Source organism: Rhodanobacteraceae bacterium, from assembly GCA_024234055.1.
Lineage (GTDB): Bacteria > Pseudomonadota > Gammaproteobacteria > Xanthomonadales > SZUA-5 > JADKFD01.
Genome location: JACKOW010000018.1, coordinates 15,601 through 41,695, shown reverse-complemented (window position 1 = coordinate 41,695; position 26,095 = coordinate 15,601). Strand labels below are relative to the sequence as shown.

The window sequence follows — 26,095 nt, the reverse complement described above, 5'->3', positions numbered from 1 at the left end:
TCGAATCGGGTCTGCGCGCAGATTTGCCGTGGAATCTGCCGGAGGTGACGGGTCCGATCGTGACCTCAGTGCTTGCCGGCAAACAACTCCCGGCCAATCAGCATGCGCCGGATCTCCTGGGTGCCGGCACCAATCTCGTAGAGCTTGGCATCCCGCAGCAGGCGGCCGGCCGGGTAATCGTTGATGTAGCCATTGCCACCCAGGGTCTGGATCGTCTCCAGGCTGACATCGACCGCGGCCTTGGACGCGTACAGCAGGCAACTGGCCGGATCCACGCGCGAGTTGCGGCCGTTGTCGTAGTCCTCGGCGACGCGATAGGCATAGGCCCGCGCCGATTGCAGCGAGGTGTACATGTCGGCGAGTTTGGCCTGCATGATGCCGAAGCTGCCGATGGGCTGATCGAACTGCTTGCGCTCGCGCATGTAGCCCAGGCTGAGCTCGAAGCCGGCCTGCATCAGACCCAGAGGTCCGCCGCTGAGCACCAGGCGTTCGGTGTTGAGTCCGCTCATCAGCACCTTGACACCCTGATCGACCTCGCCGAGCACGTTTTCGTCGGGGATCTCGCAATTCTCGAAGACCAGCTCGCAGGTGCTGGAACCACGCATGCCGAGCTTGTCCAGCTTCTGGGCCGTGCTGAATCCGGGCATGCCCTTTTCGACGATGAAGGCGGTCATGCAGCGCGAGCCACGGTCCTTGGGCGCAGTGCGCATGTACACCACCAGCACTTCCGCGTCGGGTCCGTTGGTGATCCACATCTTGGAACCGTTGGCGACCCAGACATTGCCGCGCTTCTCGGCGCGACAGGCCATCGATCCGACCACGTCGGAGCCGGCGCCGGGCTCGCTCATCGCCAGTGCGCCCACCCATTCGCCACTGCAGAGCTTGGGCAGGTACTTGGCCCGCTGGGCGGCATTGGCGTTGTTATAGAGGTTCTGCACGCACAGATTGGAATGCGCGCCATAGGACAGGCCGACCGAGCCCGAAGCCCGCGAAATTTCTTCCAGCGCCAGCAGATGCGCCAGATAGCCCATGCCACTGCCGCCGAATTGCGGATCCACGGTGATGCCGAGCAGGCCGAGCTCGCCGAGCTTGGGCCAGAGGTCGCGGGGGAACTCGTTGCTGCGATCAATCTCCTCGGCCCGCGGCGCGATCTCGGCGTCAGCAAAGCGGCGCACCGTATCGCGCAGCAGATCCAGGTCTTCGCCGAGTGAGAAGGGGGTCATGGCTTTGCTCCGCGTTTGCTGAGTGAGTTGAAACAGATGAAGCGTTCGAGGATAGCTTGGGCTGCGTCGTGAAACCGGGATGGCGACAGGCGACAAGAGCAGCGGCGGGGTCCGGGATCGCAAACACGCCGGTCCCGGCTCATTTCCAGGTCCAGACAAGCCTGGACCTACAAGAGCCCGGAGCCCGTAGCCTTTCCCGTGCCCCGTGCCCCGTGCCCCGTGCCCCGTGCCCCGTGCCCCGTGCCCCGTACTCAGCCTCGCGTACGCCCCTTGAACATCGGCCTGGCACTGCCCATGTACGGCAGCTTGACCTTGCCCATGGTGTTGATGCGCTCTTCGGCCATGCGGTCGGCGGCTTTCCAGCTGCCGATACCGTCGCGCTTGGCAATCTTGAAGATGGTGCCGACGTTGTAGTAGATCGAACGCAGCATGCGCATGGCGCGCTCGCGGTCGTAGCCGTCCAGCTCGATCGACACATTCATCAGGCCGCCCGCATTCACCGCATAGTCGGGTGCGTAGAGGATGCCGCGACGTTCCAGTTCATCACCGCACTCGTCGGTGGCCAGCTGATTGTTGGCAGCGCCGCAGACGATCTTGAACTTGAAGCGGTCCATGGTCTTCTCGTTGACTGTTCCGCCCAGCGCGCAGGGGCTGTAGACGTCAGCATCGACGTCATAGATCTCGTCCAGCGCGACCGCCTCACAGCCGAGTTCCTCGACGCAGCGCTGCACGGAGGCGCGGTTGATGTCGGTGACGAAGACCTTGGCCTTTTCTGCGCGCAGCAGCTTGGCCAACTCATAGCCGACGTGTCCGACGCCCTGCACCGCATAGCTGTACTTGCCGATGTCCTCGTTGCCGAAGCGCACATGCAGACTGGCCATGATGCCCTGCAGCGATCCGGCGGCCGTGAACGGCGAGGGATCGCCGGATCCGCCGTGCACCTGGTGCACGCCCGAGACATAGTCGGTTTCATGGAACACGTATTCCATGTCATTGACATCAATGCCCACGTCTTCGGCGGTGATGTAGCGACCACCCAGCGAATTGACGAAGCGGCCGAAGGCGCGGAACAGTCCCTCGGACTTGTCCTTGGACGGATCACCGATGATCACGCCCTTGCCGCCGCCGAGGTTCAGGCCGGCCACTGCGGCCTTGTAGGTCATGCCACGCGACAGCCGCAGCACATCATTGAGGGCTTCCTGCTCTGTCTTGTAGGGCCACATGCGCAAGCCACCCAAGGCCGGACCGAGGGTCGTGTTGTGGACGGCAATGATTGCCTTCAGGCCCACGTCCTTGTTGTGGCAGAACACGACCTGCTCGTGGCCCAACGTCCCAATCGACTCGAATACCATGGCTTTCTCTCGAATTAGTTTCACGGGCAGCGCGCCCACAGGCGCACTGGCGATGGAGCGAAATGCAGGGAAGGCTGGGCGCGCGATCAGCTCTGCGCGGCACCGGTGCAGCGGACGCTCAGCATCGCCCTCCCGGGATGCAAGCGGCGCGGACTATACCCCCAAGTGTGATGGCGCCCAAGACAGATTTGTGACAATCGTGAATCCAGTTCAGCCAATGGCTTACATACGCGGGCGTAGGGTTGGCGGCGGCAGTCAGCACTTCCGGATGGTCCTGCAGCGCGTGCCGTCTGTCCTTGTTCTGGGTCAATTCGGAGAGTCCACCGGGCTGGTGTCAGCCTGATGCAGATCTGCAGTCGGGAGCCTTGCCGCTGGCACGAGCCGTTTCGAACAGGGCGCGAAGCTGGGGCATGAGCACTTGCAGTTCCGCCAGTCGCGAACTTGGATCGGTGTGCAGACTGAGCCAGGCGGGGCGGCTGTCGCCGTGCGCAGCGACCAGCTTCTGCCACCATCGCAGCGACAGCGCCGGATCGTAGCCCGCGCGGGCTGACAGCTCCAGGCCGGCGCGAAATGCCGCCGATTCGTCGGCACTGGCGTAGGCCAATGGCAGGCCGACGCGCGAGCCCAATCCCAACAGCGCGTAGAGGGTGCGCGACTGCTGCGGCCCCTGGGCGCCACGATAGGTCTGCACCGCGGCAATGGCGTTGTAGACCGTGAAAGCCGCTGATACCCGTGCCGCCGGCTGTCGCAGTTGCAGATGAGCCAGTTCATGGCTGAGCACCGCTGCCAGTTCAGTTTCGTCGTCGAACAGATCCAGCATGCCGCTGTTGATGCCGACGGCAGCGCCGGGGAGAGCAAAGGCATCGACCGCCGGATCGTCGAAGACCACGGTCTGCCAGTCCCAGTCACCGGCTTCTTCGGGCAATTCTGCAACCAGCAATCCGACCACGCAGCGCAGCCTGCTTTGCGATTCAAAATCGGCGCTGATCGTGCTCTTGGCCTTGATCTGCTCGAAGGCCGTGCGACCGATATCGGTCATGTCTGCGGGCTCGATCATCACCGGTTGCGGGCGCTCTGCGCGGTCGCCGCCGCAGGCTTGCAGCAGCGCTGCCGTGAGAATCAGTACGCTCAATCGCTTCACCATCTGCATCGGGGTTCCCGTGAATCTTGAAGGGGCATTCTGCGGCAAGCGCTGCAGTCCTGAAATGTTGCTGGGCTGATCAAGAGCGTGATCAAGCCAAGAGCGGGTCCGCAAAGGACGCAAAGGACGCAAAGGAAAGCAGATCTGGATTTTGTAGTCGCGACCGGAATTGCTCCTGATCCCGGTTCAAATGCTCTTCTTGGCGTCCTTTGCGTCCTTTGCGGACAAGAACTGCTGTACGGACTGCCGGCGGCCATTCACGTCCGCCCGGCTCCAGATCTCAGGTCAGCGGCACCGGTCCCGGTCGTCCGTCCTCGACCCGATAGCTGGCCTGAGTCAGGAATTCCGGATCACGCACGCGCACATTGCTGACCACCTGCATCTTGGCCTGCACCGCTTGGGTGTCGAAATCGAGCAGGGTGTAGCCGCGCTGGTCGCTGCGGACCTGACGGATATGCGGATTCTTGGCGCGGCGCTCATCGTAGTAGGACTGTGGACGGGCGTCGGCCGAGATCGAGGTGGCCACGAATTCGCTGGCGACCGGCTTCGATTCGAAGTTTCGTGCATCGCCCGGCACCGCGGCGACGATGCCGGCATGCACATCGCCGCCGGCAATGACCGGGTTCTTCAGCTGACTGCTCTTCAGCTGTGCCAGCAGGCGCTCTCGGGCCAGTGGGTAGCCATCCCAGCCATCGGTCCAGGACCCGCGGCCGGCGCCGGGATCTTCATCCATGGGCGCAAACAAGGTTTGCTGCCCGATCAGATTCCAGCGCGCACGGCTGCTGCGGAAGCTCTGGCCCAGCCACGCCTCCTGGGCAGGGCCCAGCAGGGTCTGCTCGGGATTACCCAGTCCGGCGCAGTTGCTGAGCACCTGCGAACCGTGGTGATTGAGCTTGGGACAGGCCTGCGGAGTTCGATACTGGCGATCATCGAGCAGGTAGACGCGCAGCAGATCACCGATATCGAAGTGCGTGTACAGGCGCATGTCGGCGCCGCGCGGAAACATGCGTCGGGGCACCGGCATATGCTCGAAATAGGCTTGATAGGCGGCGGCGCGGCGCAGCAGGAAGGCCGGGTCCAGATTCTCCGACTGCTCACCGGCGTAGTCGTTGTCGACTTCATGATCGTCCCAGGCGAACACCCAGGGGCCGCGAAGATGGGCCGCTTGCAGATCAGGATCAAGCTTGTACTGCGCATGGCGTTGGCGGTAGCCGTCCAGGGTGGCCGCTTCGGCGCCGAGGTGGCGTCGGATCGGGTCGTCGCCCCACTGGCTCTCGTAGATGTAATCACCCAGGAAGAGCACCAGATCGGGCTGATCGCGCTGCATCTGTCGATAGGCGCTGAAATAGCCGTGCTCGTAGTTCTGGCAGCTGGCAAAGGCAATCCGGTAGCGCTCCAGCGCGGAGCCGTCAGCGGGTAGCGTGTGCGTGCGCCCGACCGGGCTGACGGCATCGCCACTGAGGAATCGATAGAAATAGGTGCGGGCCGGATCCAGACCATCGATGTCCAGATGCACGCTGTGGGCCACTTCAGGCGCCGTGTCGAAATTCAGCGACTGCCGAATCGACGAAAACTGCTCATCGTCGGCAATCTCGCAGCGCACCGGCACCCGATCCTCGCCCATGCCGCCGTTCGCCAGACTAGGGGCTGGCGCCAGGCGTGTCCACAGGCTGAAACCGTGCGCATGTGGATAGCCGCTGGCCACGCCCAGCGTGAACGGTTCGGCGACGAAGCGCACCCGGGCAGCCGATTGCGCCAGCACGGGCCGGCCGAGACCGCCGCCCAGCGCGATGGCGGCGGTGGTCCAGGCCGCCTGATGCAGGAACCGTCGGCGGGCGAGGGGATCGCGCGGTAGCGAGGTGTGGCGCGACAGATGGCGTATCCACTCGGTGAGCCTGTTCATGGTCCTGCTCCAGATGCACGAACACGCAGTCTGCCAGCGAAGTGTGGCAAGACGAAATCACGCACGACGTTGGCTCCGGGCTATGGCAGGTCCAGACTTGTCTGGACGGGCTTCTCCGGCATGTCAGCAAGAGCGTCCAGACGAGTCTGGACCCGCAAAAGCTCAAAGTCCGTAGCCTTTCCCCGTACCCCGTACCCCGTACCCCGTACCCCGTACCCCGTACCCCGTACCCCGTACCCCGTGCCCCGTGCCCCGTGCCCCGTGCCCCGTGCCCCGTGTCATCCATTCACGGAAAGAAAACGAACGGTCGTGCTAAGATTCAGTCATGAGCACCGACACCCATTCCAGCAAGGGCGCCGCCACCCGGGAGATGATCCTGGGGCGGGCGCTGGAGATGGCCGAGGCCAAAGGGCTGGATGCCTTGACGATTGGCACCCTGGCCGAGGCGGCCGGCATGTCCAAGAGCGGTCTGTTCGCCCATTTCGGCTCCCGCGAGGATCTGCAATTGGCGGTGCTGGAAGTGGCGGTGCGCCAGTTTACTGATGAAGTCTTCGTGCCGGCGCTGCGCGAGCGCCGCGGGCTGCCGCGGTTGCGCGCGATCCTGTCGGCCTGGATCCGGCGTACTCTGCGTTACGGTGAGGATCGCGGCTGCCCGATTGGGGCTGCAGTGCATGAGTTCGATGATCGGCCGGGCCCGGTGCGGGATCGCGTGATGGGCTATGTCTCGCATCTGCGTCAGGAAATCGGTCGTGCGGTCGCGATGGCCGTGGAACAGGGTCACACTCGCGCTGACGTCGATCCGGAGCAGTTCGCCTTTGAACTGCACGGTTTGATGCTGGCCTTCCATTACGAGGTCAAGTTGGTCGGCAGGACACGCGCGCTGCCGCGCGTGGAGGCAGGGGTCGCCCGCTTGCTGGATTCAATCACGGCAGCAACACACTCTTCCGCGCGCTGAGCGTGCGCTGATCCATCGAAGGATGACTCCCATGGCTTCGTCTCAAAATAGAACGACCGTTCGTAACTCAATAGTGCCCTGGCCGCTGCGGGCGGCCGTACGCGTGGGCAGCGTTGTCGCGCCTGGAACCACCGCGACCCGGGCCAAGCAACTGTTCTGCACGCCTTTTGGCAGTTCCCGCACGCGCGCCGCCGACGCCGATCTCGGCGGAGCGACGATGCACCGGCTGGAGCACGCTGGCGAGTCGATTGCCGTGTATCGCTGGGGCGAGGTCGGGATTACACCCACGGTGCTGATCTCGCATGGCTGGTCCAGCTTCGGACTGCGATTTCTGCCCTGGGTCCAGGCCCTGCAGGCCAAGGGTTACGCGGTGGTGGCCTTTGATCAACCTGGCCATGGCCGCAATCGGCCGACGCGCATCACCCTGCCGGGCTTTGCCAGCACGGTGCAGGCTGTGGCGGCGCAGATCGGGCCCCTGGCAGCGGCGATCGGACACTCGCTCGGCGGGGCGGCGGTGGCCATCGCCATGCGTCGAGGCATGCAGGCCGAGCGCGCCATCCTGATCGCGCCAGCTGCCGATGGGGTCGCAGCCCTGCGCCGCTTCGCCCGGGCCATTGCATTGCCGGAGCACGGTCGCTCGGCCTTGCAGCAACAATTGGAACAGGACACCGGACAGGCCATGGATGATCTGGCCATCCATCGGGTGGCGCCGCACCTGACCCAGCCGGCCCTGATCGTGCACGACCTGGTCGATCACGATGTGCCCTGGGAGGAAGGCGAGCGCTACGCCCGCTTCTGGCCGGACTCCCGTTTGCTAACCGTGCAGGGCCTGGGCCACCACAAGATCGTCAACGATGAACGGGTCATTGCTTCCGGGATGGCCTTTCTGCGCGGAGAGTCTATCGGCGAGCGTGTGGTGTCCACCCAGGCGCTGGTGTACGGCTATGCCTGAGCGGACTGTCGGGGCGCAATGACGCCAACGGGCCTGGATCGGGCCCCGGGACAGCCTGAGGGAGTCCCGGTCGCCCCTGGCGGTGCGCTTGTTCGCTCATCAAACAGGGGGCAGGGGGCAGGGGGCGGGGGACCCACGTCGCGGCACGGTCAGATCATGCGTCGAGGTTTGCCCCTTGCCCCTTGCCCCTTGCCCCTTGCCCCTTGCCTCTTATTTTAGAGGCTTATGAATCAATGCGTTAGCGTATTCTTGGTGAGAGCGGACCTGGTCCGCGATCAGCACCTGCGGTGTGCCGGGGCCAACCATCGCGGCTGAAGCCGCTCCCACAAGGGGCTGCCGACCAACAACCCACAACCGACAACCGACAACCGACAACCGGTCGTCACCGCCACCGGCACAGGATCTCCTCGCGATTGAAGCCGCGCCGTACCCAGTAGAACAGCCCCAGGGTCAGCGCCAGCCCACCTACGCAGGCGCCGAGCAGCGCGCGCAAATCGAGCACCAGCACCGGGCCGATCACGGAGAACAGGAGCAGCAGCAGCGGCACCAGGATCAGTGCCGTGACCTGGTTGGCGGCCTGTGGATCCTGCATGCGCGCCGACACCCGCAGACACACCAGCGCGGTCATGGCGCCGATCTCCGGCGCCAGCACCAGCACCGCCAGCCAGTAGAAGATGTCCGGCCACACCAGCACGCCGTTGGCCCAGTAGAAACTCACGACTGAGGCCACAGCGCCGACCAGCGCGGCAATCCATGACATCAGCGTGGCCGGCACGGCGACGGCCAGCATCTTGGCCAGCAGGAAATGATTGGTCGACATCGGCGTGGCCAGCACCGGCTCCAGGGTGCGCTGCTGTTTCTCGCCGACGATGGCATAGGCGCCGGCGATCGAGACGATGGCCAGCGGCATCAGCAGAAAATAGCCGGCCGACATGCGCAGCAGCAGGGTCGCGGCGGCCAGTTCCAGATCGGTGCCATTGGCCGAGGCCAGCATGCGCACCGCATTCACCATGGCCTGCATTTCCGGCTTGATTGGCGCCTTGCCGGCCAGCATGGCGGCGCTGCCCAGTGCCAACAACGCCGGCAGGGCGGCACCGATCAGGGGCATGATCAGGTACACCGGCCACAGCATTCGGTTCTGGCGCTGGTCCAGGAATTCACGCCAGAGCATCCAGCGCAGGGCATTGGCCGCGGTGTTCATCGGTTCAGCAACTCCAGATAGCGTTCACGCAAGCCGCGGCGCACCGGTTCGACCGCCAGGATCGGCACCTCGGCCTTGACCAGTGCCGCAATCAGGGCCGGTGTCTCGCGCTTGGGATCGGTCAGTTCGAATCGCGCCAGGCCGGTGTCGGCTCCCAGCAGCTTGCAGCCCGAGGGCCAGACCAGATCATCAGGCAACTCGCCCAGCATGCGGATCTGGATTTCCAGCTGCTTTCGCGGTTGCAGATCCTGTGGGTGGCCGTAGAACAGCGTACGGGTATCGATCACCAGAATCTCGTCTGCCAGCGATTCGGCCTCTTCCAGCGAATGGGTGCTGAGCACGATGCCGCAGCCCTGGGTGCGCAGATCCCGGATCAACGCATGCAATTCGGCGGTGGCCCGCGGGTCCAGTCCGGCCGTGGGTTCATCCAGAAACAGCAGTTGCGGTTGGTGCAGCAGCGCCCGGGCCAGACTGAGCCGCTGCTTCATGCCCTTGGAATAGGTGCCGACCCGATCCTTGCCGCGATCCTGCAGGTTGAATCGTTCAAGCCCGGCGCTGACTCGGGCTTCGATATCGCGCCGTTCAAGTCCGTGCAGACCGCCGAAGAAGCGCAGATTGTCGGCAGCGCTCAGGCGCTCGTAGAAACCGGGTGCCTCGGGGACCACGCCGCAGCGGGCGCGGATGGCGTCATTGTCCTGGTCGCGCTGGCCCAGGGCGTGACCGCAAACCACAGCGCTGCCCTCGCTCGGCGCCAAGAGTCCGGCCAGCACTCGCATCGTCGTGGTCTTGCCTGCACCGTTGGGCCCGAGCAGGGCCAGTACCCGCCCGGCTTCGAGGGTGAAGGACACACGGTCCACGGCGACGCGCTCGTCAAAGCGCCGCACCAGCTCCCTGGCTTCGATCAATGGCATGGGCGTGGCTCAGCGGCCCTTGAACTCAGGCGCACGCTTTTCCAGAAAGGCGCGTGTGCCCTCGTGCATGTCTTCGGTGGACGCGGTCACCGCAAAGCCCTGGCTTTCGTAATTCAGTCCCTGATCCAGCGCCATGTCGGCACCGTGGATGACGGCATCAAGAATGCCGCGCAGGGCGATGGGCGCAGCCTTGGCCAGCTGGCTCGCCACTTTGGCCACTTCGGCGTCCAGTTCTGCGGCCGGGACCACGCGATTGACGATGCCCAGCTGGAAAGCACGTTCGGCTGAGATCGGCGTACCGAGCAGGCACAGTTCCAGCGCCGCCGCGCGCCCGGTGAGGCGCGTCAGCCTTTGCGTGCCGCCGAAGCCGGGAATGATGCCGAGGTTGATTTCCGGCTGACCGAGCTTGACCTGCTCGGCGGCAATGCGCAGATGGCAGCACATGGCGAGTTCCATGCCGCCGCCCAGCGTGAAGCCATTGAGGCGGGCAATGACCGGCTTACCCAGGGTTTCCACCTCGCGCATCATGCGCTGGCCGACCAGCGAGAACTCGCGCGCGCCCACCGCACTCTGTTCGGCCAGTTCCGAGATGTCGGCACCGGCCACAAAGGCCTTTGGCCCGGCCCCGGTCAGTACCACCACCCGCACGCTGGCGTCGGCGCGGGCTTCGCCGAAGGCCTGCCGCAATTCCAGCAGGGTGGCCTGGTTCAGCGCATTCAGCTTGTCCGGGCGGTTGATGGTGATGGTGCGTACCGCATCCTGATCCTGGATCAGCAGATTGGCATAGGTCATGGCTGAAGCAATCCTCAAGGAAAACTGGGGTGAGTCTAGCCCGCCTGTTTGATGAGGTCGCCAGGAATTACCAGGGTCATTCTGCAAGTTTCATCAGGTCACGTGGGCTGAACCTGCCGTCCACATGGTGGTCGCACAGACATCACTGACCGGGCACTAGTCTGAGAGGCCGTGGAATGTCGCCCAGAGGCGTGATTTGAACGCGATATCGCCTTGCCCCCTGCTGTTGTCCCTTCTCACCCTGCTGCTGAGTGCCTGCGCCAGCGCCCCGAAGCTGGAGCAATCCGGCTTCTCGTCGCCGGTCGAGCTGAGTCCCGTGCGCGCGGACAGCCACGCCCGCGTCAATCGCTTTCTGCAGCCCTCGCTGTTGGCGGCAGCTCGCAGCGTCGCTCCTCCAGCGGTCCTGCCGGGCGCAGATCTCGCCGACCCGGCAATCAGCGCCGAGCAGAGCGCGCTGGTGGCAAACCGTGCTGCCCGTGATCTGTGCCGGCGCTTGTCCAGCTATTTCCTGATCGTCACGGGTGAGCACGCGGCCGATCTGAGCATAGAGCTGCAGCCCATCGGCATGCGCGCGACCGGTCGCGGCGCTGCCGGATTTTCGGCGCTGGCCGGTATTGTCGTTCCCGGCCCATTCCGTTTGCCGGCGGGCCTTGGTGGTCTGGCGATGGCGGCGCGGATCACGGCGGCCGACGGGCAGCCGGTGCTGGTCGAGACCTGGTCGCGCGGTGCCAACGCCGTGACCGACAATCCTCAGATCAGCTCCATCGGCGATGCCTACCAGCTCGCCGGGACTTACGCCCGGGAACTGGCACGAGTGCTGGTCGCCGCTGGATTCGACCCGGATTCGCCCAGGCCGCGACTCGCTCAGGATCAGATCAAGGCTGGCCGGGCGCTGTGCCAGGAGCGCTTTGGCGCGGCCAGTGTGGCGGGCCGGGGTGCGGCCTGGTTGTTGCCGCTGGCACCGGAAGCCATCGACGAGGGTGCGGCCACGGCGTCGGGGGTGTCGATTGGTGACGAAGCTGAAGATGAGTGACGTGAGCGATTGCCGACCAAAGGACAGTTGCTTCAACGCCCGCAAGTTGCCAGTCTGGGTCTGAGAGCCAGTGGCGTCCGCCACGGCCGAGCTTGCGAGGTCTGACGATGCGAATCTGGATGCGCCTGGGTCTGTTGCTGTGTTCGATATTGGCCTTTCACCCCGCCAGGGCGCAAACCACGCCGGATCCGGTCAATCTGACGGCGCTTTGGTACGACCAGTCGCAAGCAGGCCACGGTCTGAACGTGGTTCATCAGGGCAGCATCCTGTTCGCTGCCTGGTATGTGTATGGCGCCGACGGCAAGGTGCTGTGGATGATCAGCGCAGCCACGCGGCAGGCCGATGGCCGTTATGTGGGCGCAGTCAACAGCTTTGATGGCGTCCCCTTCAGCCAGATCGCCAATGCTCAGGCCAACACCAGCACCCACGCTCGCGGCGAGGCGCGAATCTCCCTGGACGCGGATGGCAAGCTGGTCTTCGACTACACGCTGGACAACATCAGTCAGGTGCGCCGCCTGGAGCGCGCGGCATTGGTGGCCAATCCGCCCACCTGCACCTTTGTCACCGGCTCGCGTGTCAGCGCCAGCAATTACACCGATGTCTGGTGGCGGCAGAGTGAATCAGGCTGGGGCATCAGCATCATTCATCAGGGGGATCTGATCTTCATCGCCTGGTACACCTATGGTGCCGACGGCAAGGCGATGTGGGTGACGGGTCTGGCAACACGCCAGGCTGACGGCAGCTTCAGTGGCGAACTCAATCGACCCGCCAGCGGCACGCCCTTCAACATGATCAACGGCCCCGCTACCAGCTTCCCGGTGCCTACGGTTGGCAGCTTCACGCTCAGCTTCAGTGATGGTGAGACCGGCAACTTCAGCTACACGCTGGACGGCAGCACGCAGAGCAAGGCGATCACTCGACTGGTCTTCGTTGGCGAGACAACGCCGGTGTCGGTCTGCGCCGACAGCACCGGCGGCGGTGGCGGTGGCGGTGGCGGAGCCAGTCTCGCGGTGTGTGACCCGGGCTTCAATGCCGGAGATTTTCGCACCAGCCTCCCCAACAACGGTGTGGGCGAAGTGACCGAGCGCGTGGTCGGGCCGGGAACCTTCCAAGGCCAGAGCGTGACCGTGCTGGAGCAGTTCGATGGCAATGGCACGCTGACCAATCGCTATTACCAGCAAGTCACCCCCACGGAATATCTGACGCTGGGCAACGAGGCATTCCAGAACGGCGCGGTTGTTCTGACCACGGTCTTCAATCCGCCGGCCCGCTTCATCCGGGTGCCGGCCATCAACGAAACCTACACGGTGAGCTATACCGGCACTTCCAATGGATCGGGGCTGAGCTACACCACCCAGTATCAGGAAACGATCAAGCGTGAAGCCGACGAGGTGAAGACCGCTACCGCCGGCACCTTCAACAGTTGCAAGTTCAAACGCAACATCGTCACCACCACCTTTGGTGTCACCGCGACCGTGGACATGGACCTGTGGCTGGCACCGCAGGTAGGAACCATCTACACCCGCGCCACTACATCCACACCGGGTGCGCCGCCGCAGGTGTTGATCGATCTGCAGCGGGCGCGCGTGAATGGGGTGGATTTCCCCTGACGGTGGCCGACCGTCGGGGTGGACGTAGGTCACGTTGCCCGCGCAGCGGGCTACGTGACGATTGATTGGCGGAGCTTGTGGTTACCGCCGGGATAGATGTAGGTCACGTTGCCCGCGCAGCGGGTTACGTGACGGCTGGTCAGCGGAGCTCTTGGCTACGCCTGACCCTTGCCCCCGCTGCAACTGAACCGTCGCGCATTCAGACGAAGCGCTGTCATCGCCCTGAACAGCGTCATCCGTTACACTTGGCGTTCCGCCCCATCGGGCTTGTTGCAAGCTGTAGATGAACGAAGATTCCCCTAGTAGCAGCGGTTCCGCGCAGCGCTCCTGGCTGGAGCGACTGGGTCAAGCCTTCTCAGGCGAGCCGCGGAACCGCGAAGAACTGATCGAAGAACTGCGTCACGCCCGCGATAACGGGCTGGTCGATGCCGACACCCTGGCCATGCTCGAAGGTGCGCTCAGCGTGTCCGACAAACAGGTGGAAGACGTCATGGTGCCGCGCGCCCAGATGGTCTGGCTGGATGTCGATGCCTCGCTGGAAGACGTGCTGCGGATCGTCACCGAGTCGGGCCACTCGCGCTTTCCGGTGCATGGCGAAGACAAGGATGACGTACTCGGGCTGCTCCTGGCCAAGGATCTGCTGCGTCACTATTCCAAGGGCGAGAGCGAATTCGAGCTGCGCAAGGTGCTGCGGCCGATGACGCTGATCCCGGAGTCGAAAAAGCTCAATCTCCTGCTCAAGGAATTCCGGCTCAACCGCACGCATATGGCGGTCGTGGTCGACGAGTACGGCGGCGTGGCCGGTCTGATCACCATCGAGGATGTGCTGGAGGAAATCGTCGGCGAGATTGACGATGAGCACGATGCCGAGGACAAGCCGGTGGTGCTGATCAATGCCTTGCCCGACGGCCTGTATGCGGTGCAGGCACTGACCCCGGTGGAAGATTTCAACGAACACTTCTCGGTGGAGTTCGACACCGAGTCGGCCGACACCGTCGGCGGTCTGGTGACCCACGCATTTGGCCATCTGCCGACGACCGGCGAAACCGTCGAGATTGGCGGCTTTCAGTTCGAAGTTGCCAAGGCAGACGACCGCCGCGTTCATCTGCTGAAGGTGCGTCCGGGACTGAGCGGATGATCCATCTTGGCTGGCGGGCGCTGACACTGCTCTGGCTGTGTCTGGTGGCTTTCGCGTCAGCGGCGCAATCAGCGCCGTCCGGCATCCCTGACGCTACCGGTGAGGACGGCTTTGCGGCGCCGCCGCCTCTGCAGGTGTACCTGCTGACCGTGGAGCCGGGCGAACTTTACTGGCAGCGCTTCGGTCACAACGCGATCTTGTTGCGGGATCCGGACGGCGGTCGCAGCATCAGCTACAACTTCGGCTATTTCGATTTTGCCCAGCAGGATTTCCTGCTGCGCTTCGTTCGTGGCCGCATGCTCTACCAGGCGGTGGCGCTGGATGGCGATGCCGATATCGCCGGATACCTCGAGGATGGGCGGCGGGTCTGGTTGCAGGAATTGCGATTGGAGCCCGAAGCCGTGGCCAAGCTCGCCGCTTATCTGGCCGAGCAGGTGCGCCCGGAGAACCGCGACTATCGCTACGACTACTACACCATCAACTGTTCCACGCGGGTACGCGACGCGCTCGACCTTGCCTTGGGTGGCGCGCTCAAGAAAGCCACCGAGCACCGCTCCCACGGCTGGACCTGGCGGCGTTTCACCCGCGCCTATGCGCAGGGCGTACCCTGGCTCTATCTGGGCACCGATCTGGCGCTGGGACAGCCGGTCGATCAGCCGCTATCGATCTGGGACGAGGGCTTCATCCCGGGTGAGCTCAAGCGCCAGATCCGGGATCTGAAACTGGCCGACGGGCAGCCGCTATTGCTCAGCGAGCAGGTCTTGCCGGCCGGCGCCGACAGCGCTGACATCTGGCCGCTGGCACCGGACTGGCGCGCGCCCTTTGCCGCCATGGGTATCGTGCTGGCAGGCCTGCTGCTGGCGCTGTCGCGTCTCTCGGAAATGTATCCCTGGGGCCGCGTGGCTCTGGCTCTGTCGGGCACCGGACTGTCACTGGTGCTGGGCGCTGCAGGCCTGGTGCTGGCCGGTCTCTGGCTGGGCACCGACCACGCCGCGGCTTACCGCAACGAGAACCTGCTGCTGCTCTCGCCCAGCTGGTGGCTGACGCTACCGGCTTGGATGCAGCTGCTGTGGCGTGAGCAGGTGGCGGGGCGCATCGCGCAGCTGGCGCGGATCGGTGCCTGGATTGCGCTCGGCACGGTGCTGTTCGCAATCCTGTCCAAGGTGTTCCGCAGCTTTGACCAGTCCAATATCGAGTGGTTACTGCTGCTGTCGCCGCTGGTGCTGGTGCTGCGTCTGGTGCTGGTGCGTCGCTGCGTGGCGTAGTGGGTCTCAGCTGATGGGAGTCCCTGCGCTTGTTCGCGCATCAAACAGGGGGCAGGGGGCAAGGGGCAGGGGACCCACGCCGCGTCATGCTCAGATCATGCATCGTGATTGGTCACCTGCCGACTGCCGCTTCGGGTTGAACCTCCGGCGGCGGCCGCGCATGATGCCGGCGCCGAAAGTCCCATCGAGGTGCCCATGGACGAGCTCAAGTCGCCTGCCGACACGCTGCCCCTGCCGACGGCCGTCTCAGCCACCGATCAGGGTCGCAAGCCGGTGGTCAACTGCGTGGCCTATGCCCGCAGTGGCCAGCGCCTGCGCGACACCACGCTGGACGAGATCAGTGACATCCTGGCCGAGGCCGACACCTTCATCTGGCTGGGTCTGCATGAGCCTGACGAGGCGCTGCTGCTGAAGATCCAGGAGGAGTTCGGCCTGCACGATCTGGCCATCGAAGATGCCCAGCACGCGCATCAGCGGCCGAAGATCGAGGTCTACGATGACACTCTGTTCATCGTCGTCCATACCTCGCAGTTCGTCGGCGGCAAGGTACAGTTCGGCGAGACCCACATCTTCCTCGGCAAGCGCTTTCTGATCACCGTGCGCCATGGCGCCTCACTCAGTTATGCCCGCGCCCGCGCCAGCTGCGAACAGACACCGGAAATGCTGGCACTGGGCCCCAGCTTCGGGCTCTATGCGGTACTCGATTTCATCGTCGACAACTACTTCCCGATCGTCAGCAGTTTCGAGGCGGAGCTGAAGGAACTGGAGCAGCGCATCTTCAACGACCGCTTCGACCGCGACACCATCGAACATCTGTATTACCTCAAGCGCGAGCTGGTAACCCTGCGGCTGGCGGTCACGCCCATGCACGACATCCTCAACCAGCTCAAGCGCTTCTTCCCGGGCTTGATCCACGAGGAGGTGCGACTGTATTTCCGTGACGTCTTCGATCACGCCGTGCGCATGAGCGAGGCCACCAGCACCTTGGGGGAGATGATTTCGGCAGCGCTGCAGGTCAATCTGGCCATGGTCTCGGTGGGCCAGAACGAAGTCACCAAGCGACTGGCCGGCTGGGCTGCCATCCTTGCCATTCCGACCACGGTCGGTGCGATCTACGGCATGAATTTCAAGTACATGCCCGAACTCGACTGGCACTACGGCTATGTCACGGTGGTAGGCGTCACCGTGCTGATGTGCATAGCCTTGTATGTACGACTGAAGAAGGCGGAATGGCTATGACGGTACGCGATGCCATCCAGATTCGCGTGGGTACGCTCGCCGATGGCGAGGCCGTGGCTCGGCTGCTGGTGACCATGGGCTATCCGGTGGAGCTCAAGTCGGCCGAAGAGCGCATGCGCGAGCTGGTGGCGCAATCGGATGACAATCTGGTGCTGGTGGCGACCGTGGGCATCGTGGTGGCCGGTGTGGTCGCCGGTCATCTGATCCCGATGCTGCAGCAGGAACAACCGCTGGGCCGGATCACCGCGTTGGCGGTCGATGAGGACCAGCGTGGCCTGGGCGTCGGCAAGCGCCTGCTGGCTGCGGCCGAACGTTGGTTTGCCGATCGTGGCGCCAGCCGCATCGAAGTCACCAGCGCCGAGCATCGCGAGCAGGCCCACGAATTCTTCCGCAAGGCTGGATTTCGGGAGCAGCGCCTGCGACTGATCAAGAATCGGCACTGACAGGCTGCCAGAGCATTTATCCGCCAAGGACGCCCCGGATGCGAAGAGAAGCAGTCGCCGGTCGGTTCACTCATCCGGAACGTCGGATTCGCTAGATTCAAGCAATTGAGTCGAGGAATCCGAATATGAAGTTCGCACTGATCACCGGTGCCAGCGGCGGCGTGGCTCGGGCACTGGCAAGCCGGCTGCGCGAATCCGGTTGGAAACTGGTGCTGGTCAGTCGCGATGTGACGCTGCTGGATCCGGCGGATGGTGATGTGCTGGTTCAGGCCGACGTGTCCACGCCCGGGGGCGCCGAAGCCGCTTTTGCATTGGCGGCCGAACGCGCCGGAATCGTGCCCGATGCCCTGATCAACTGTGCCGGCAACACCCTGATCGCACCTCTGGGTCGGGTCACCGCCGAGGCCCTGCGCGGCTGCATGGCGGCCAATGTCGATACCGCCTTCTTCAGCGTGCAGGCCTACACCAAGGCGCTGGCCGCGGCCAGGAAGACGGGCGACATCGTGCTGTTCAGCTCGGTGGTCGCCGGACTTGGCGTCAGCAATCATGCCGGGATTGCCATGGCCAAGGGCGCCATTGAGGCCCTGGTCCGGTCGGTGGCGGCGGACTTCTCGCATCTGGGCATCCGCATCAACGCCGTGGCCCCGGGATTGATGCGCTCGCCGATGACCGAGCGGATGCTGGTCAACGAGCGCAGCCAGCAGAACATCGCGGCGCAATATCCCCTGGGGCATTATGGCGATGCGGCCGACGGCGCTGCGGTAGCCGCCTGGTTGCTGAGCAGCGATGCACGCTGGATCACCGGTGAGGTCATTCACATGGACGGAGGCTTCAGCGCGGTGCGTCCCCTGGTTCGAAACGCAGGCGCCTGATGTCCACGGCACTGGTCTGGTTCAGACGTGATTTGCGGGTCGCCGACAATCCGGCCCTGTGCGCCGCGGTGGCGGCCGGGCATACGCCGATTCCGGTCTACATCCACGCCCCGCACGAAGAGCAGCCTTGGGAGCCGGGCGCGGCTTCCCGTTGGTGGCTTCATCACAGCCTGCAGGCTCTGGATGGCGAGCTGAAGGCGCTGGGCAGCGCTTTGGTGCTGCGCGTTGGCGACAGCGCCGTCGAGATCGATCGGTTGATCGAACAGACCGGCGCCCGCGCCGTCTACTGGAATCGCTTGTACGACCCGGCACTGGTGCGTCGCGATGCCAGCATCAAGGAGGGCTTGCGCGGCCGCGGCATCGAAGCTCACAGCCACGCCGCATGCCTGATCGCCGAGCCCTGGGAAGTCAAGAACGGCAGCGGTGAGCCCTATCGGGTGTTCACCCCCTTCTGGCGCAAGCTCAAGACCTGTCTGCCGTTGCCGGAACCGCTGCCCGCACCGTCCACCTTGCCCGCACACGGGGTGTCTGGAGTCGAAATCGACAGCCTTGCCTTGTTGCCGCGTATCGATTGGGATCAGGGCTTCTACGGGGTCTGGTCGCCGGGGAGCGAGGGCGCTCTGGAGCAACTCGACGAGTTTGCCATCGGCGCGTTGGAAAACTACGCCCAGGGACGTGACCGCCCGGATCGACCGGGCACCTCAAGGCTGTCGCCAGCGCTGCATTTTGGCGAGATCAGCCCGCGTCAGGTGGCCGATCGCTTGCTGCGCAAGGCCTCGCCGGCCCAGCGGGAACTGGCGGAGCCCTATCTGCGTGAACTGGGCTGGCGTGATTTCGGCCATCACCTGCTGTACCACTTTCCACACACGACCGAGCAACCGCTGCAGACAGGCTTTGCCGATTTCGACTGGGCCGAGGTCGATCTGGCACAGCTCAGTGCCTGGCAGCGTGGACGCACCGGTATTCCGATCATCGACGCCGGCATGCGCCAGCTCTGGAATACTGGATGGATGCACAACCGGGTGCGCATGATCGTGGCCTCGTTCCTGACCAAGAATCTGCGCTACCACTGGCTGCATGGCGCCCGCTGGTTCTGGGACACGCTGGTCGATGCCGATCTCGCGGCCAACACCCAGGGTTGGCAATGGACCGCCGGCAGCGGTGCCGATGCCGCACCGTACTTCCGCATCTTCAATCCGATCACCCAGGGCGAGCGCTTCGACCCCTTGGGCAGCTACGTGCGCAAATACGTGCCGGAACTGGCGCATCTGCCGGCCGAACACATTCATCAACCCTGGAACGTCGGCGGCGTGCGCGGTTATCCCAAGCCCATCGTCGATCTCAAACGCAGCCGCGAGGCGGCGCTGGCGGCATACAGCGAGCTGCGCAAGGGGAGATGAGAAGCGGGGTACGGGGCAGGGGGCACGGGGCGGGGGTTGCGGCCCTCCCGCTCTTGTGGGTCCGGGCTTGTCCGGACGCTTTCTCAGCACGCCGCCAGGAGCGACCAGACAAGTCTGGACCCACAAGAGCCCGATTCCCGTAGCCTTTCCCGTGCCCCGTGCCCCGTGCCCCGTGCCCCGTGCCCCGTGCCCCGTGCCCCGTGCCCTGTGCCCTGTGCCCCTTTCCCCGTGCCCCGTGCCCCGTGCCCCGTGCCCCGTGCCCCGTGCCCCGTGCCCCGTGCCCCGCGCCCCGTGCCCCGTGCCTCAGCGCCGGATCGCAATCACCGCCTGCGGCAGGGCTGCATACACCTGATCGCCGGCGCCGGGTTGAATCGGGTGGCCGCCGGTGAAGCCACCGAAGGAGGGAAGGATCAGGCTCCTTGGCCGCAGCCAGAACACCGGCACGCGCTCGCGCATGCCGACGCCGCTCAGGCGCATCACCGGGTGCAGATGACCGGCCAGCTCTGGCGAAGCGGCGGTCGCTGAGCTTTCATGGACGCACCTCAGGCTGCCGATCTGCAGCGCCGGCAAGCATTCGTCCAGAGGCAGTGCCTGGATGTGCCGGTCGTGATTGCCGACGACCGCGCGCAGCGCCAGTTGCGGATGGCGCCGACGCCAGGCTTTCAGCCGGCTCAACCAGGGCGAATCCGCCCTGACCGCGCCGTGCACCAGATCGCCCAGCACCAGCAGCTGCGACGGGCGAAAGTGCGCGATCAGCTGGTCCAGCCGCGACAGATCAGCTTCAGTGCCGCCATCCGGTACAGCGATGCCGGCACGGCGGAAGATCTCGCTCTTGCCCAGATGCCAGTCGGCAATGACCAGGGCGGCATGATCGGGGAGCAGCAAGGCCCGCTCGGGCAGCAGTTGCAGCCGCTCTCCGTTCCAGCGCAGCTGCACGCTGTCGGCTTCAGTCACGGTCGCTTGGCCTTGTCCGCATGCCTGACTTCCATGGCCTCGGCCATCGCCCGCACCCGTGTCTGCCAGTCTTCCAGGCTGAGTTGCCCGCGCAGACGCTCGGCCCACAGCGGAAATGAAAACGGTGTCAGGGACTGCGGTTCACGCCATTCCACTCGGGCCGCCCCCAGTCGCTGCAGGACGTCGAGAAGCCGCTGGTACTCCAGCTGCTGCTCCAGCACTTCGCGTCGGGCGCAGCCGAGCAGCACATGGCCGGGATCGTGTTCGCTGAGCACATCGAAGAGCAGCGAGCTGGAGACCTGCAGCTGGCGCACGCTGCGCTGTCGCCCCGGAGCGGCCCGCAGCACCAGCCCGGCAATCTGGGCGATCTCGCGGAACTGCCTGCGTCCGAGTTCCGCCAGGTTGACGCTGGCTTCGATGTCAGCCATCAAGCCGGCGGGATCAAGCAGGGCGACTACCTGTTCGGGCGCGAGTGTGATGGGTGCGCGAGAACTCAGCATCAGTCCATGATCATTGACCGCGTAGCTGAAGCTGGCCGGGCGCAGCCGGCCGATCCGTGCCCCGAGCAAGGGCGCCAGGCCTTCATGGACGCTGCGCCCGGCGTAGGGGTAGAGCGCCAGGTGATGACCCTCGCGTGTACGCAGGCGCTCGATCAGCAGCACGCCTGGGCGCGGCAGTGCCGACATTTGCTGCTGCAGCCTCAACATCGGCCCCAGCAGCAGCCATTCGGGTTCATCACCGAAGGGATGGGCCAGCAGCTGCAGCACTTCATCGGCCAGATCACTGCTGAGCGGTAGCCTGCCACCCATCCAGCGGGGAACCGCTCCGGCGCGCCCGCTAACCCGCCGCACCTGAGCCTGCATCTGATGGATGCGCACCAGTTCCAGGCTGCGCCCGGCAAACTGGAAGCGGTCACCGGGCTTGAGGCGGGTGAGGAAACTCTCCTCGACGCTGCCGAGGTAGCCGCCGCTGACAAAGCGCACCTGCATCTGGCTGTCGGCCACGATGGTGCCTATTCCCCAGCGATGCCGCTGCGCCAGCTTGCGGTTCTCGATCCGGTAGCGGCCGTCCATCAACTGCACACGCTGATAGTCCGGATAGCTGGCCAGACTGGCGCCGCCACGAGTGATCAGGTCCAGTACCTGATCAAACTCGCTGTCGCCGAGATCAGCAAAGGCATGGCAACGACGGACTTCGGCCAGCATTGGCGTTCGCTCGAAGCCGCCGCCCAGGGCCAACGTCACCAGATGCTGGGCCAGCACATCCAGACTTCGCGTCAGCGGCTCGCGGGCTTCAATGCGTCCGCGTGCCAGCGCCCGGCGTGTGGCCACGATTTCCAGCAGTTCCAGCATCTGGGTGGCGACAAAGCGGATGCGACTGACTTGTCCGGGTCGATGGCCGCTGCGACCGGCGCGCTGCAGCAGGCGAGCGATGCCTTTGGGACTGCCGATCTGGACGACCTGATCGACGCTGCAGAAATCCACGCCCAGATCCAGCGACGAGGTGGCCACCACTGCCCGCAATCGACCTTCGCGCAGCCCCTGTTCCACCTCGCGCCGGTGCTCTGCATCGAGTGAGCCGTGGTGCAGGGCCAGGGTGTCGTTGTCCAGGGGCCAGACCGCGCTCAGTGCCTGAAACCAGAGTTCAGCCTGCGCCCGGGTGTTGGTGAACAGCAGCGTGCTTTGCGCGGTCAGCACACTGTCCAGCACCTGCGGCAACTGCCGCAGGCCAAGGTGCCCAGCCCAGGGAAAACGCTCGACCTGGGCCGGCAATGCCGAGTCGATGATCAACCGCCGGTGCTCGGGTGCCTGAATCAAGGTGCCGTTGACACCCGGGCCAAGCAGGACCTGCATGGCCTGATCCAGATTGCCCAGCGTCGCCGACACGCCCCAGATCTTCAGTCGCGGATTCAGATCCCGCAGTCGCGCCAGGCACAGCTCCAGTTGCACGCCACGCTTGCTGCCAAGCAACTCATGCCATTCATCGACAATGATCGCATCCAGTTTCGACAGCGCGCCTTGCTCATCGGCATGGGACAGCCGCAGCGACAGGCTCTCGGGTGTGGTGATCAGCGCAAACGGCGGGCGCTTGCGCTGACGGGCGCGGGCGCTGCTGCTGGTGTCGGAGGTTCGTAGTTCGATCGCCAGGCCGAGGCCCAGATCCAGTGACGGTGCCCGCAGATTCTCAAGGGTATCGGCGGCCAATGCTCGCAGCGGCGTGATCCAGAGCACCCGCAATCCCGCCGCCGGTGGCGCCTTTGCAGCCAGTGCATCCAATAGAACGCCACCCCAGACCGCCAGCGTCTTGCCGCTGCCGGTGGGGGCATGCAACAAACCGCTGCGACCCTCGCGCCAAGCCTGCCAGAGCTGCTGCTGGAAGGGCGCTGGCGTCCAGCCACGCTGTGCGAACCAGGCATGCAGCCGCAGCCAGCCGGGGTCGTAGCCTGAGTCGGAATGGGCAAGAACACGCATGGCCGGATTCTGGCCGGCACCCGGTGAGCGTGATGTTCAGATCGGGCCGCCCCGCTGCGCAGTGCGGCCCGGGTGGTTTCGCGTGCTATTCGAAGCCGTTGCGGAAGAGTTCATCGATGCCAGCCGCACTGACCGTGCCACGGGCAACACCGGCTGCACCTGCGCCTTTCCCCGCCTGCGGCGGCAGCGGCGTGTCGACCAATCCCAGCAACGCTGGCTGCAAGGTTTGCGTGCTGGGGTTGTAGACGCCGGCCTCGGCGGCAACCAGCGTGCCCGGTTGTACGGCAGCAAAGAAGGCGTTGGCAGTCATCGGCATGTTGTTGGCGTCTCGAAATGCCGCCAGTGAGCTGTCGATGGTGATGCCCAAGACCAACAGCTCAGGCGCAGCGACCGACGTCACCGGACCGCGCAGCCTGGTGTCGGCCAGGTCCGGATTGCCGCGCTCCCTGACTCGGGTGGCGTAGATCTGGCCGGCGCTGTCGATCAACCCGCGGATTTCCACCTGGCGGGCCGAATTCAGTCCTGACGCCGCGATCCCATCTTCGTCGCGGGTTTGTGGGGTGAATTCCACCGAACTGCCCATGATCACAAGCGAATGCCCCGGGTCGATGTCCGCTGGGGCCAGCGGCGCCTCGAATCGAACCTGAGCCTGGACGAAGCGGATCTCGTTGGCGAGCAGCGTGCGTGCCAGTGCGTCATAGAAGCCCGATACCACCACCCGTACACCCAGGTCCAGATCATCGATCGTGCCACCGCGATATTCAGTCAGCGCTGTGGTGGTCACTTCGGCGCCGAGCAGCGTGAACTGCGCTGGAACAGGCATTGGATCGGGCAGAGCCGAGATGATGCCCTCGACGGCTACCGGAACCGTTCCTGGAGGCGGATTCACCAGCAAGGGATCCAGACAGCCGAGGGCCGTCAATTGGGTCAGCGTGCTTGCCGGCGTATAGCCTGGATCAGCCAGGGCAGAAATTTCCACAAACTGGCCATCCTGCAACGCAGGTACGCAGTTGAGCGGCGTGACACCGGTGAAATCGACCGGCTGGGCGCCGATGGCCAACTGACTGCCTGCCAGTCCGGATACCAGACCCGAGAGTTTCCAGTCGCCGAATCCATTGGCGCGAAAGCGGATGCGGGCGGCCACGATGCTGTTGTTGGCGTCGATGACGCCGCTGACCTCCAGGGAATCACCCAGTGCGAGATTGGCGAGATCACCGCCGGGAACGTCGCGGAGTACGGTGTCCGCGGTCGCCGTGATCGGCTGATTGAGCACGCTCAGAGGATCCAGAGACGTGACCGGCCCCTTGAGCAGATTGCGCAGCGCAATCAGATTGGCCGTGCCCGCTCCGGCGTTGGGCGTGACATTGCTGGCATTGACCTGGGCATTGAATCCCTGTCCCGCGCTGGCGAGTTCGGCGGCGCTGATCGGCGCGCCGTCGAGCGTGATCACGGTGCTGGCCGTGATATCGAACTGATGAGCATCGTTGAGTGTGATGCTCGCTGCCGAGGCGCTGCACAGGCTGGAAAGGCCGAGAGCCGCGCTCAACAGCAGCGCACGCCCGGCGTGCTCCAATCCGGCATGGGGTTGACGGGGGCAAAGTCTGAAATAGCTCATCGCGAACCTCCTGGTGGTCGATGTCCTGCGGGCAGATGTCTTTGGTCGACAGCGGTGAGCGAAAGCCGCGTGTCCTGCAGGGGATCGCTTCGCAGCCTAGTGGCCGAATCAGCCTGAGGAGCGGCCTTGGGCTATTTCACCCAGTGGTGCTGGGTGAGAGTCCCGATCGCCCGGGCTGCCGTGCCGGTTCCAGTCACAGGCGTCCGAGACGGGAACACGCTCTGAGGGGAATCACCCAAGGTCGAATTGACAGGGCCATGGCATCTGCCGCTAAGCTGCAGTCATGAACGCCAGAACGTCAAAATCTGCCGGGCTGCGGGGTGCGCTGCTACTGCTTTGCGCTTTGCCTGGCCCTTTCGGACACGCCCAGACCCAACGATTGGTGGAGGGCAATGGACTCGCTGCCGAATCGGCCTATGCGGTGGCCATCGATGGGACACGTATTGCATCCGGCAGTCCTGGCGAGAGCTCCAGTGCCGGCGCGGTTTACACGCGCGTTTGCAGTCTGGCCGAGTGCACGGCACCGACCCGTATCGCACCTGCCGATCTGGCGCCGGGTGACCTGTATGGATCGGCGTTGGCGATATCCGGCACCACGCTGGCGGTGGCGGCGCCAGGACAGAACCCCGCTTCGGTCTACGTCTACGTATTTGCCGCCGGCAACTGGGTACAGCAGACCCGACTGGTGTCGCCAGATGGTGATGACAGTGCCGGCTTCGGCCGCGCGCTGGCTCTGGACGGTGACCTGCTCTTGATCGGTACGCCCGATGCGCAGGCTGGTCGTGGCGCCGCCTATGTGTACGCGCGCAGCGGGTCGGTCTGGTCGCAGGAGCAACGCCTGGGGGCCGACCTGCCGGCACCGGGTGACCACTTCGGCCATGGCGTCGCGCTCAGCGGCACGACGGCGCTGGTTGGGGCGCCCGGTCGAGCTGGAGCAGGGCTCGGCAGTTTTGCCGTGGGTGCGGCCTATGTCTACGTCGGTACCCTCGGCAATTGGGAACAGCAGGCAATTCTCACGGACGCCTTGGGTAACAACGGCGACAGCTACGGTACTTCGGTCAGCATTGACGGCGATCGTGCGCTGATCGGCGCACCGTTGTCCGCCGCCGGCGCGGGCAGCGTGTATGTGCACCAGCGCCAAGGCAGCGTCTGGTCACTGCAGGCGCAGCTGGCTGCCGCTGCAGGACTGCCGGGTGATCGTCTGGGTTGGTCGGTGGCGCTGGCGGGCGATTTCGCGCTGGCCGGTGCGCCCTATGCCCGCGGGTCCTGCGGCGCCGCAGTCGTGTTCAAACGCATCACCGGCATCTGGCTTGAAGCGCCGGGCGCAGGCGTGGCCAATCCGGTCTTTGGCCAGCTGATCGGCTGGTCGGTGGCCAGTGACAGCCAGCGCTACGTGCTCGGCTCACCCGGCTACGCCGGCGCCAGCGACCATCGTGGCGCCGCCTACTGGTTCGACCCGATCGAGCAGTTGCTCGGAGATGGCTTCGATACCGAATCGGAGACGGCGTGCGTGGATCCGAATGCCTGAATGCTTCACCCAGCGCTCAGTTCCGAAGCTGTCTGTGGGAGCGGGCTCTGCCCGCGAGCTCTTGATCTACTACCGGAGAGCTCGCGGACAGAGTCCG

Annotated in this window: 21 protein-coding genes; 11 read left to right on the top strand and 10 right to left on the bottom strand. The window is 64.9% G+C overall.

From position 1 onward, the window contains the following. Window positions 1-65 precede the first annotated feature (65 nt). The 4 genes from H7A19_19230 to H7A19_19215 form a co-directional block, all read right to left on the bottom strand. Window positions 66-1,223, bottom strand: a complete 1,158-nt coding sequence (locus H7A19_19230) for an isovaleryl-CoA dehydrogenase (protein ID MCP5476966.1) — start codon at window positions 1,221-1,223, stop codon at window positions 66-68. Between the two features lie 251 nt (window positions 1,224-1,474). Then, window positions 1,475-2,575: a Glu/Leu/Phe/Val dehydrogenase gene (locus tag H7A19_19225; protein MCP5476965.1), complete on the bottom strand. Its 1,101-nt coding sequence runs from the start codon at window positions 2,573-2,575 to the stop codon at window positions 1,475-1,477. Between the two features lie 334 nt (window positions 2,576-2,909). Beyond that, on the bottom strand, window positions 2,910-3,725 hold the full coding sequence (locus H7A19_19220) for a M48 family metallopeptidase (GenBank protein MCP5476964.1): 816 nt from the start codon (window positions 3,723-3,725) through the stop codon (window positions 2,910-2,912). A gap of 271 nt (window positions 3,726-3,996) precedes the next feature. After that, window positions 3,997-5,619: an alkaline phosphatase D family protein gene (locus H7A19_19215; GenBank protein MCP5476963.1), complete on the bottom strand. Its 1,623-nt coding sequence runs from the start codon at window positions 5,617-5,619 to the stop codon at window positions 3,997-3,999. Window positions 5,620-5,944: 325 nt separating this feature from the next. Here H7A19_19215 and H7A19_19210 point away from each other — a divergent pair, with 325 nt between their 5' ends. After that, entirely contained in the window at window positions 5,945-6,574 is a 630-nt protein-coding gene (locus H7A19_19210) for a TetR/AcrR family transcriptional regulator (GenBank protein ID MCP5476962.1), read from the top strand. Between the two features lie 31 nt (window positions 6,575-6,605). Continuing rightward, window positions 6,606-7,526: an alpha/beta fold hydrolase gene (locus H7A19_19205; GenBank protein MCP5476961.1), complete on the top strand. Its 921-nt coding sequence runs from the start codon at window positions 6,606-6,608 to the stop codon at window positions 7,524-7,526. Window positions 7,527-7,908: 382 nt separating this feature from the next. Here the strand turns inward: H7A19_19205 and H7A19_19200 are convergent, their stop codons facing one another. Genes H7A19_19200 through H7A19_19190 form a run of 3 tightly spaced genes read right to left on the bottom strand, consistent with a single transcriptional unit; the run spans window position 7,909 to window position 10,430 of the window. Continuing rightward, window positions 7,909-8,727 (bottom strand): ABC transporter permease subunit, encoded by an 819-nt coding sequence (locus H7A19_19200; protein MCP5476960.1) that lies wholly within the window; start codon window positions 8,725-8,727, stop codon window positions 7,909-7,911. Further along, window positions 8,724-9,638, bottom strand: coding sequence for an ABC transporter ATP-binding protein (locus H7A19_19195; GenBank protein ID MCP5476959.1), 915 nt, complete (start codon window positions 9,636-9,638; stop codon window positions 8,724-8,726). Before H7A19_19195 ends, H7A19_19200 begins: the two co-directional genes overlap by 4 nt. Window positions 9,639-9,647: 9 nt before the next feature. Beyond that, window positions 9,648-10,430, bottom strand: coding sequence for an enoyl-CoA hydratase/isomerase family protein (locus tag H7A19_19190; GenBank protein MCP5476958.1), 783 nt, complete (start codon window positions 10,428-10,430; stop codon window positions 9,648-9,650). A gap of 226 nt (window positions 10,431-10,656) precedes the next feature. Between H7A19_19190 and H7A19_19185 the strand changes: the two genes are divergently transcribed. The 8 genes from H7A19_19185 (at window position 10,657) to H7A19_19150 (ending at window position 19,430) form a co-directional block, all read left to right on the top strand. Further along, window positions 10,657-11,463: a DUF3313 family protein gene (locus tag H7A19_19185; protein MCP5476957.1), complete on the top strand. Its 807-nt coding sequence runs from the start codon at window positions 10,657-10,659 to the stop codon at window positions 11,461-11,463. Window positions 11,464-11,570: 107 nt separating this feature from the next. Then, window positions 11,571-13,073 (top strand): hypothetical protein, encoded by a 1,503-nt coding sequence (locus tag H7A19_19180; GenBank protein ID MCP5476956.1) that lies wholly within the window; start codon window positions 11,571-11,573, stop codon window positions 13,071-13,073. A gap of 283 nt (window positions 13,074-13,356) precedes the next feature. After that, on the top strand, window positions 13,357-14,211 hold the full coding sequence (locus H7A19_19175) for a CBS domain-containing protein (protein MCP5476955.1): 855 nt from the start codon (window positions 13,357-13,359) through the stop codon (window positions 14,209-14,211). Further along, window positions 14,208-15,476, top strand: a complete 1,269-nt coding sequence (locus tag H7A19_19170; protein ID MCP5476954.1) for a DUF4105 domain-containing protein — start codon at window positions 14,208-14,210, stop codon at window positions 15,474-15,476. Before H7A19_19175 ends, H7A19_19170 begins: the two co-directional genes overlap by 4 nt. Window positions 15,477-15,671: 195 nt before the next feature. Then, on the top strand, window positions 15,672-16,715 hold the full coding sequence (gene corA / locus H7A19_19165) for a magnesium/cobalt transporter CorA (protein MCP5476953.1): 1,044 nt from the start codon (window positions 15,672-15,674) through the stop codon (window positions 16,713-16,715). After that, on the top strand, window positions 16,712-17,158 hold the full coding sequence (locus H7A19_19160) for a GNAT family N-acetyltransferase (GenBank protein ID MCP5476952.1): 447 nt from the start codon (window positions 16,712-16,714) through the stop codon (window positions 17,156-17,158). The genes corA and H7A19_19160 overlap by 4 nt, the downstream gene beginning before the upstream one ends. Before the next feature lie 125 nt (window positions 17,159-17,283). Continuing rightward, complete coding sequence (locus H7A19_19155) at window positions 17,284-18,030, top strand: SDR family oxidoreductase (protein ID MCP5476951.1); 747 nt, start codon at window positions 17,284-17,286, stop codon at window positions 18,028-18,030. Beyond that, window positions 18,030-19,430 carry a deoxyribodipyrimidine photo-lyase gene (locus H7A19_19150; GenBank protein MCP5476950.1) on the top strand — a complete coding sequence of 467 codons (1,401 nt, stop codon included), beginning with the start codon at window positions 18,030-18,032 and terminating at the stop codon, window positions 19,428-19,430. Before H7A19_19155 ends, H7A19_19150 begins: the two co-directional genes overlap by 1 nt. 303 nt (window positions 19,431-19,733) lie before the next feature. Here the strand turns inward: H7A19_19150 and pdeM are convergent, their stop codons facing one another. The 3 genes from pdeM to H7A19_19135 all read right to left on the bottom strand — a co-directional run bounded on the left by pdeM (window position 19,734) and on the right by H7A19_19135 (window position 24,470). Beyond that, window positions 19,734-20,384 (bottom strand): ligase-associated DNA damage response endonuclease PdeM, encoded by a 651-nt coding sequence (pdeM, locus tag H7A19_19145; GenBank protein ID MCP5476949.1) that lies wholly within the window; start codon window positions 20,382-20,384, stop codon window positions 19,734-19,736. After that, on the bottom strand, window positions 20,381-22,855 hold the full coding sequence (locus H7A19_19140; protein MCP5476948.1) for a ligase-associated DNA damage response DEXH box helicase: 2,475 nt from the start codon (window positions 22,853-22,855) through the stop codon (window positions 20,381-20,383). The genes pdeM and H7A19_19140 overlap by 4 nt, the downstream gene beginning before the upstream one ends. Window positions 22,856-22,940: 85 nt before the next feature. Further along, window positions 22,941-24,470, bottom strand: a complete 1,530-nt coding sequence (locus tag H7A19_19135) for a hypothetical protein (GenBank protein MCP5476947.1) — start codon at window positions 24,468-24,470, stop codon at window positions 22,941-22,943. A 343-nt stretch (window positions 24,471-24,813) separates the two neighbouring features. Here H7A19_19135 and H7A19_19130 point away from each other — a divergent pair, with 343 nt between their 5' ends. Further along, the gene (locus H7A19_19130) at window positions 24,814-25,998 is read left to right on the top strand and encodes a hypothetical protein (GenBank protein ID MCP5476946.1); all 1,185 of its coding nucleotides are present in this window, start codon (window positions 24,814-24,816) and stop codon (window positions 25,996-25,998) included. Window positions 25,999-26,095 lie beyond the last annotated feature (97 nt).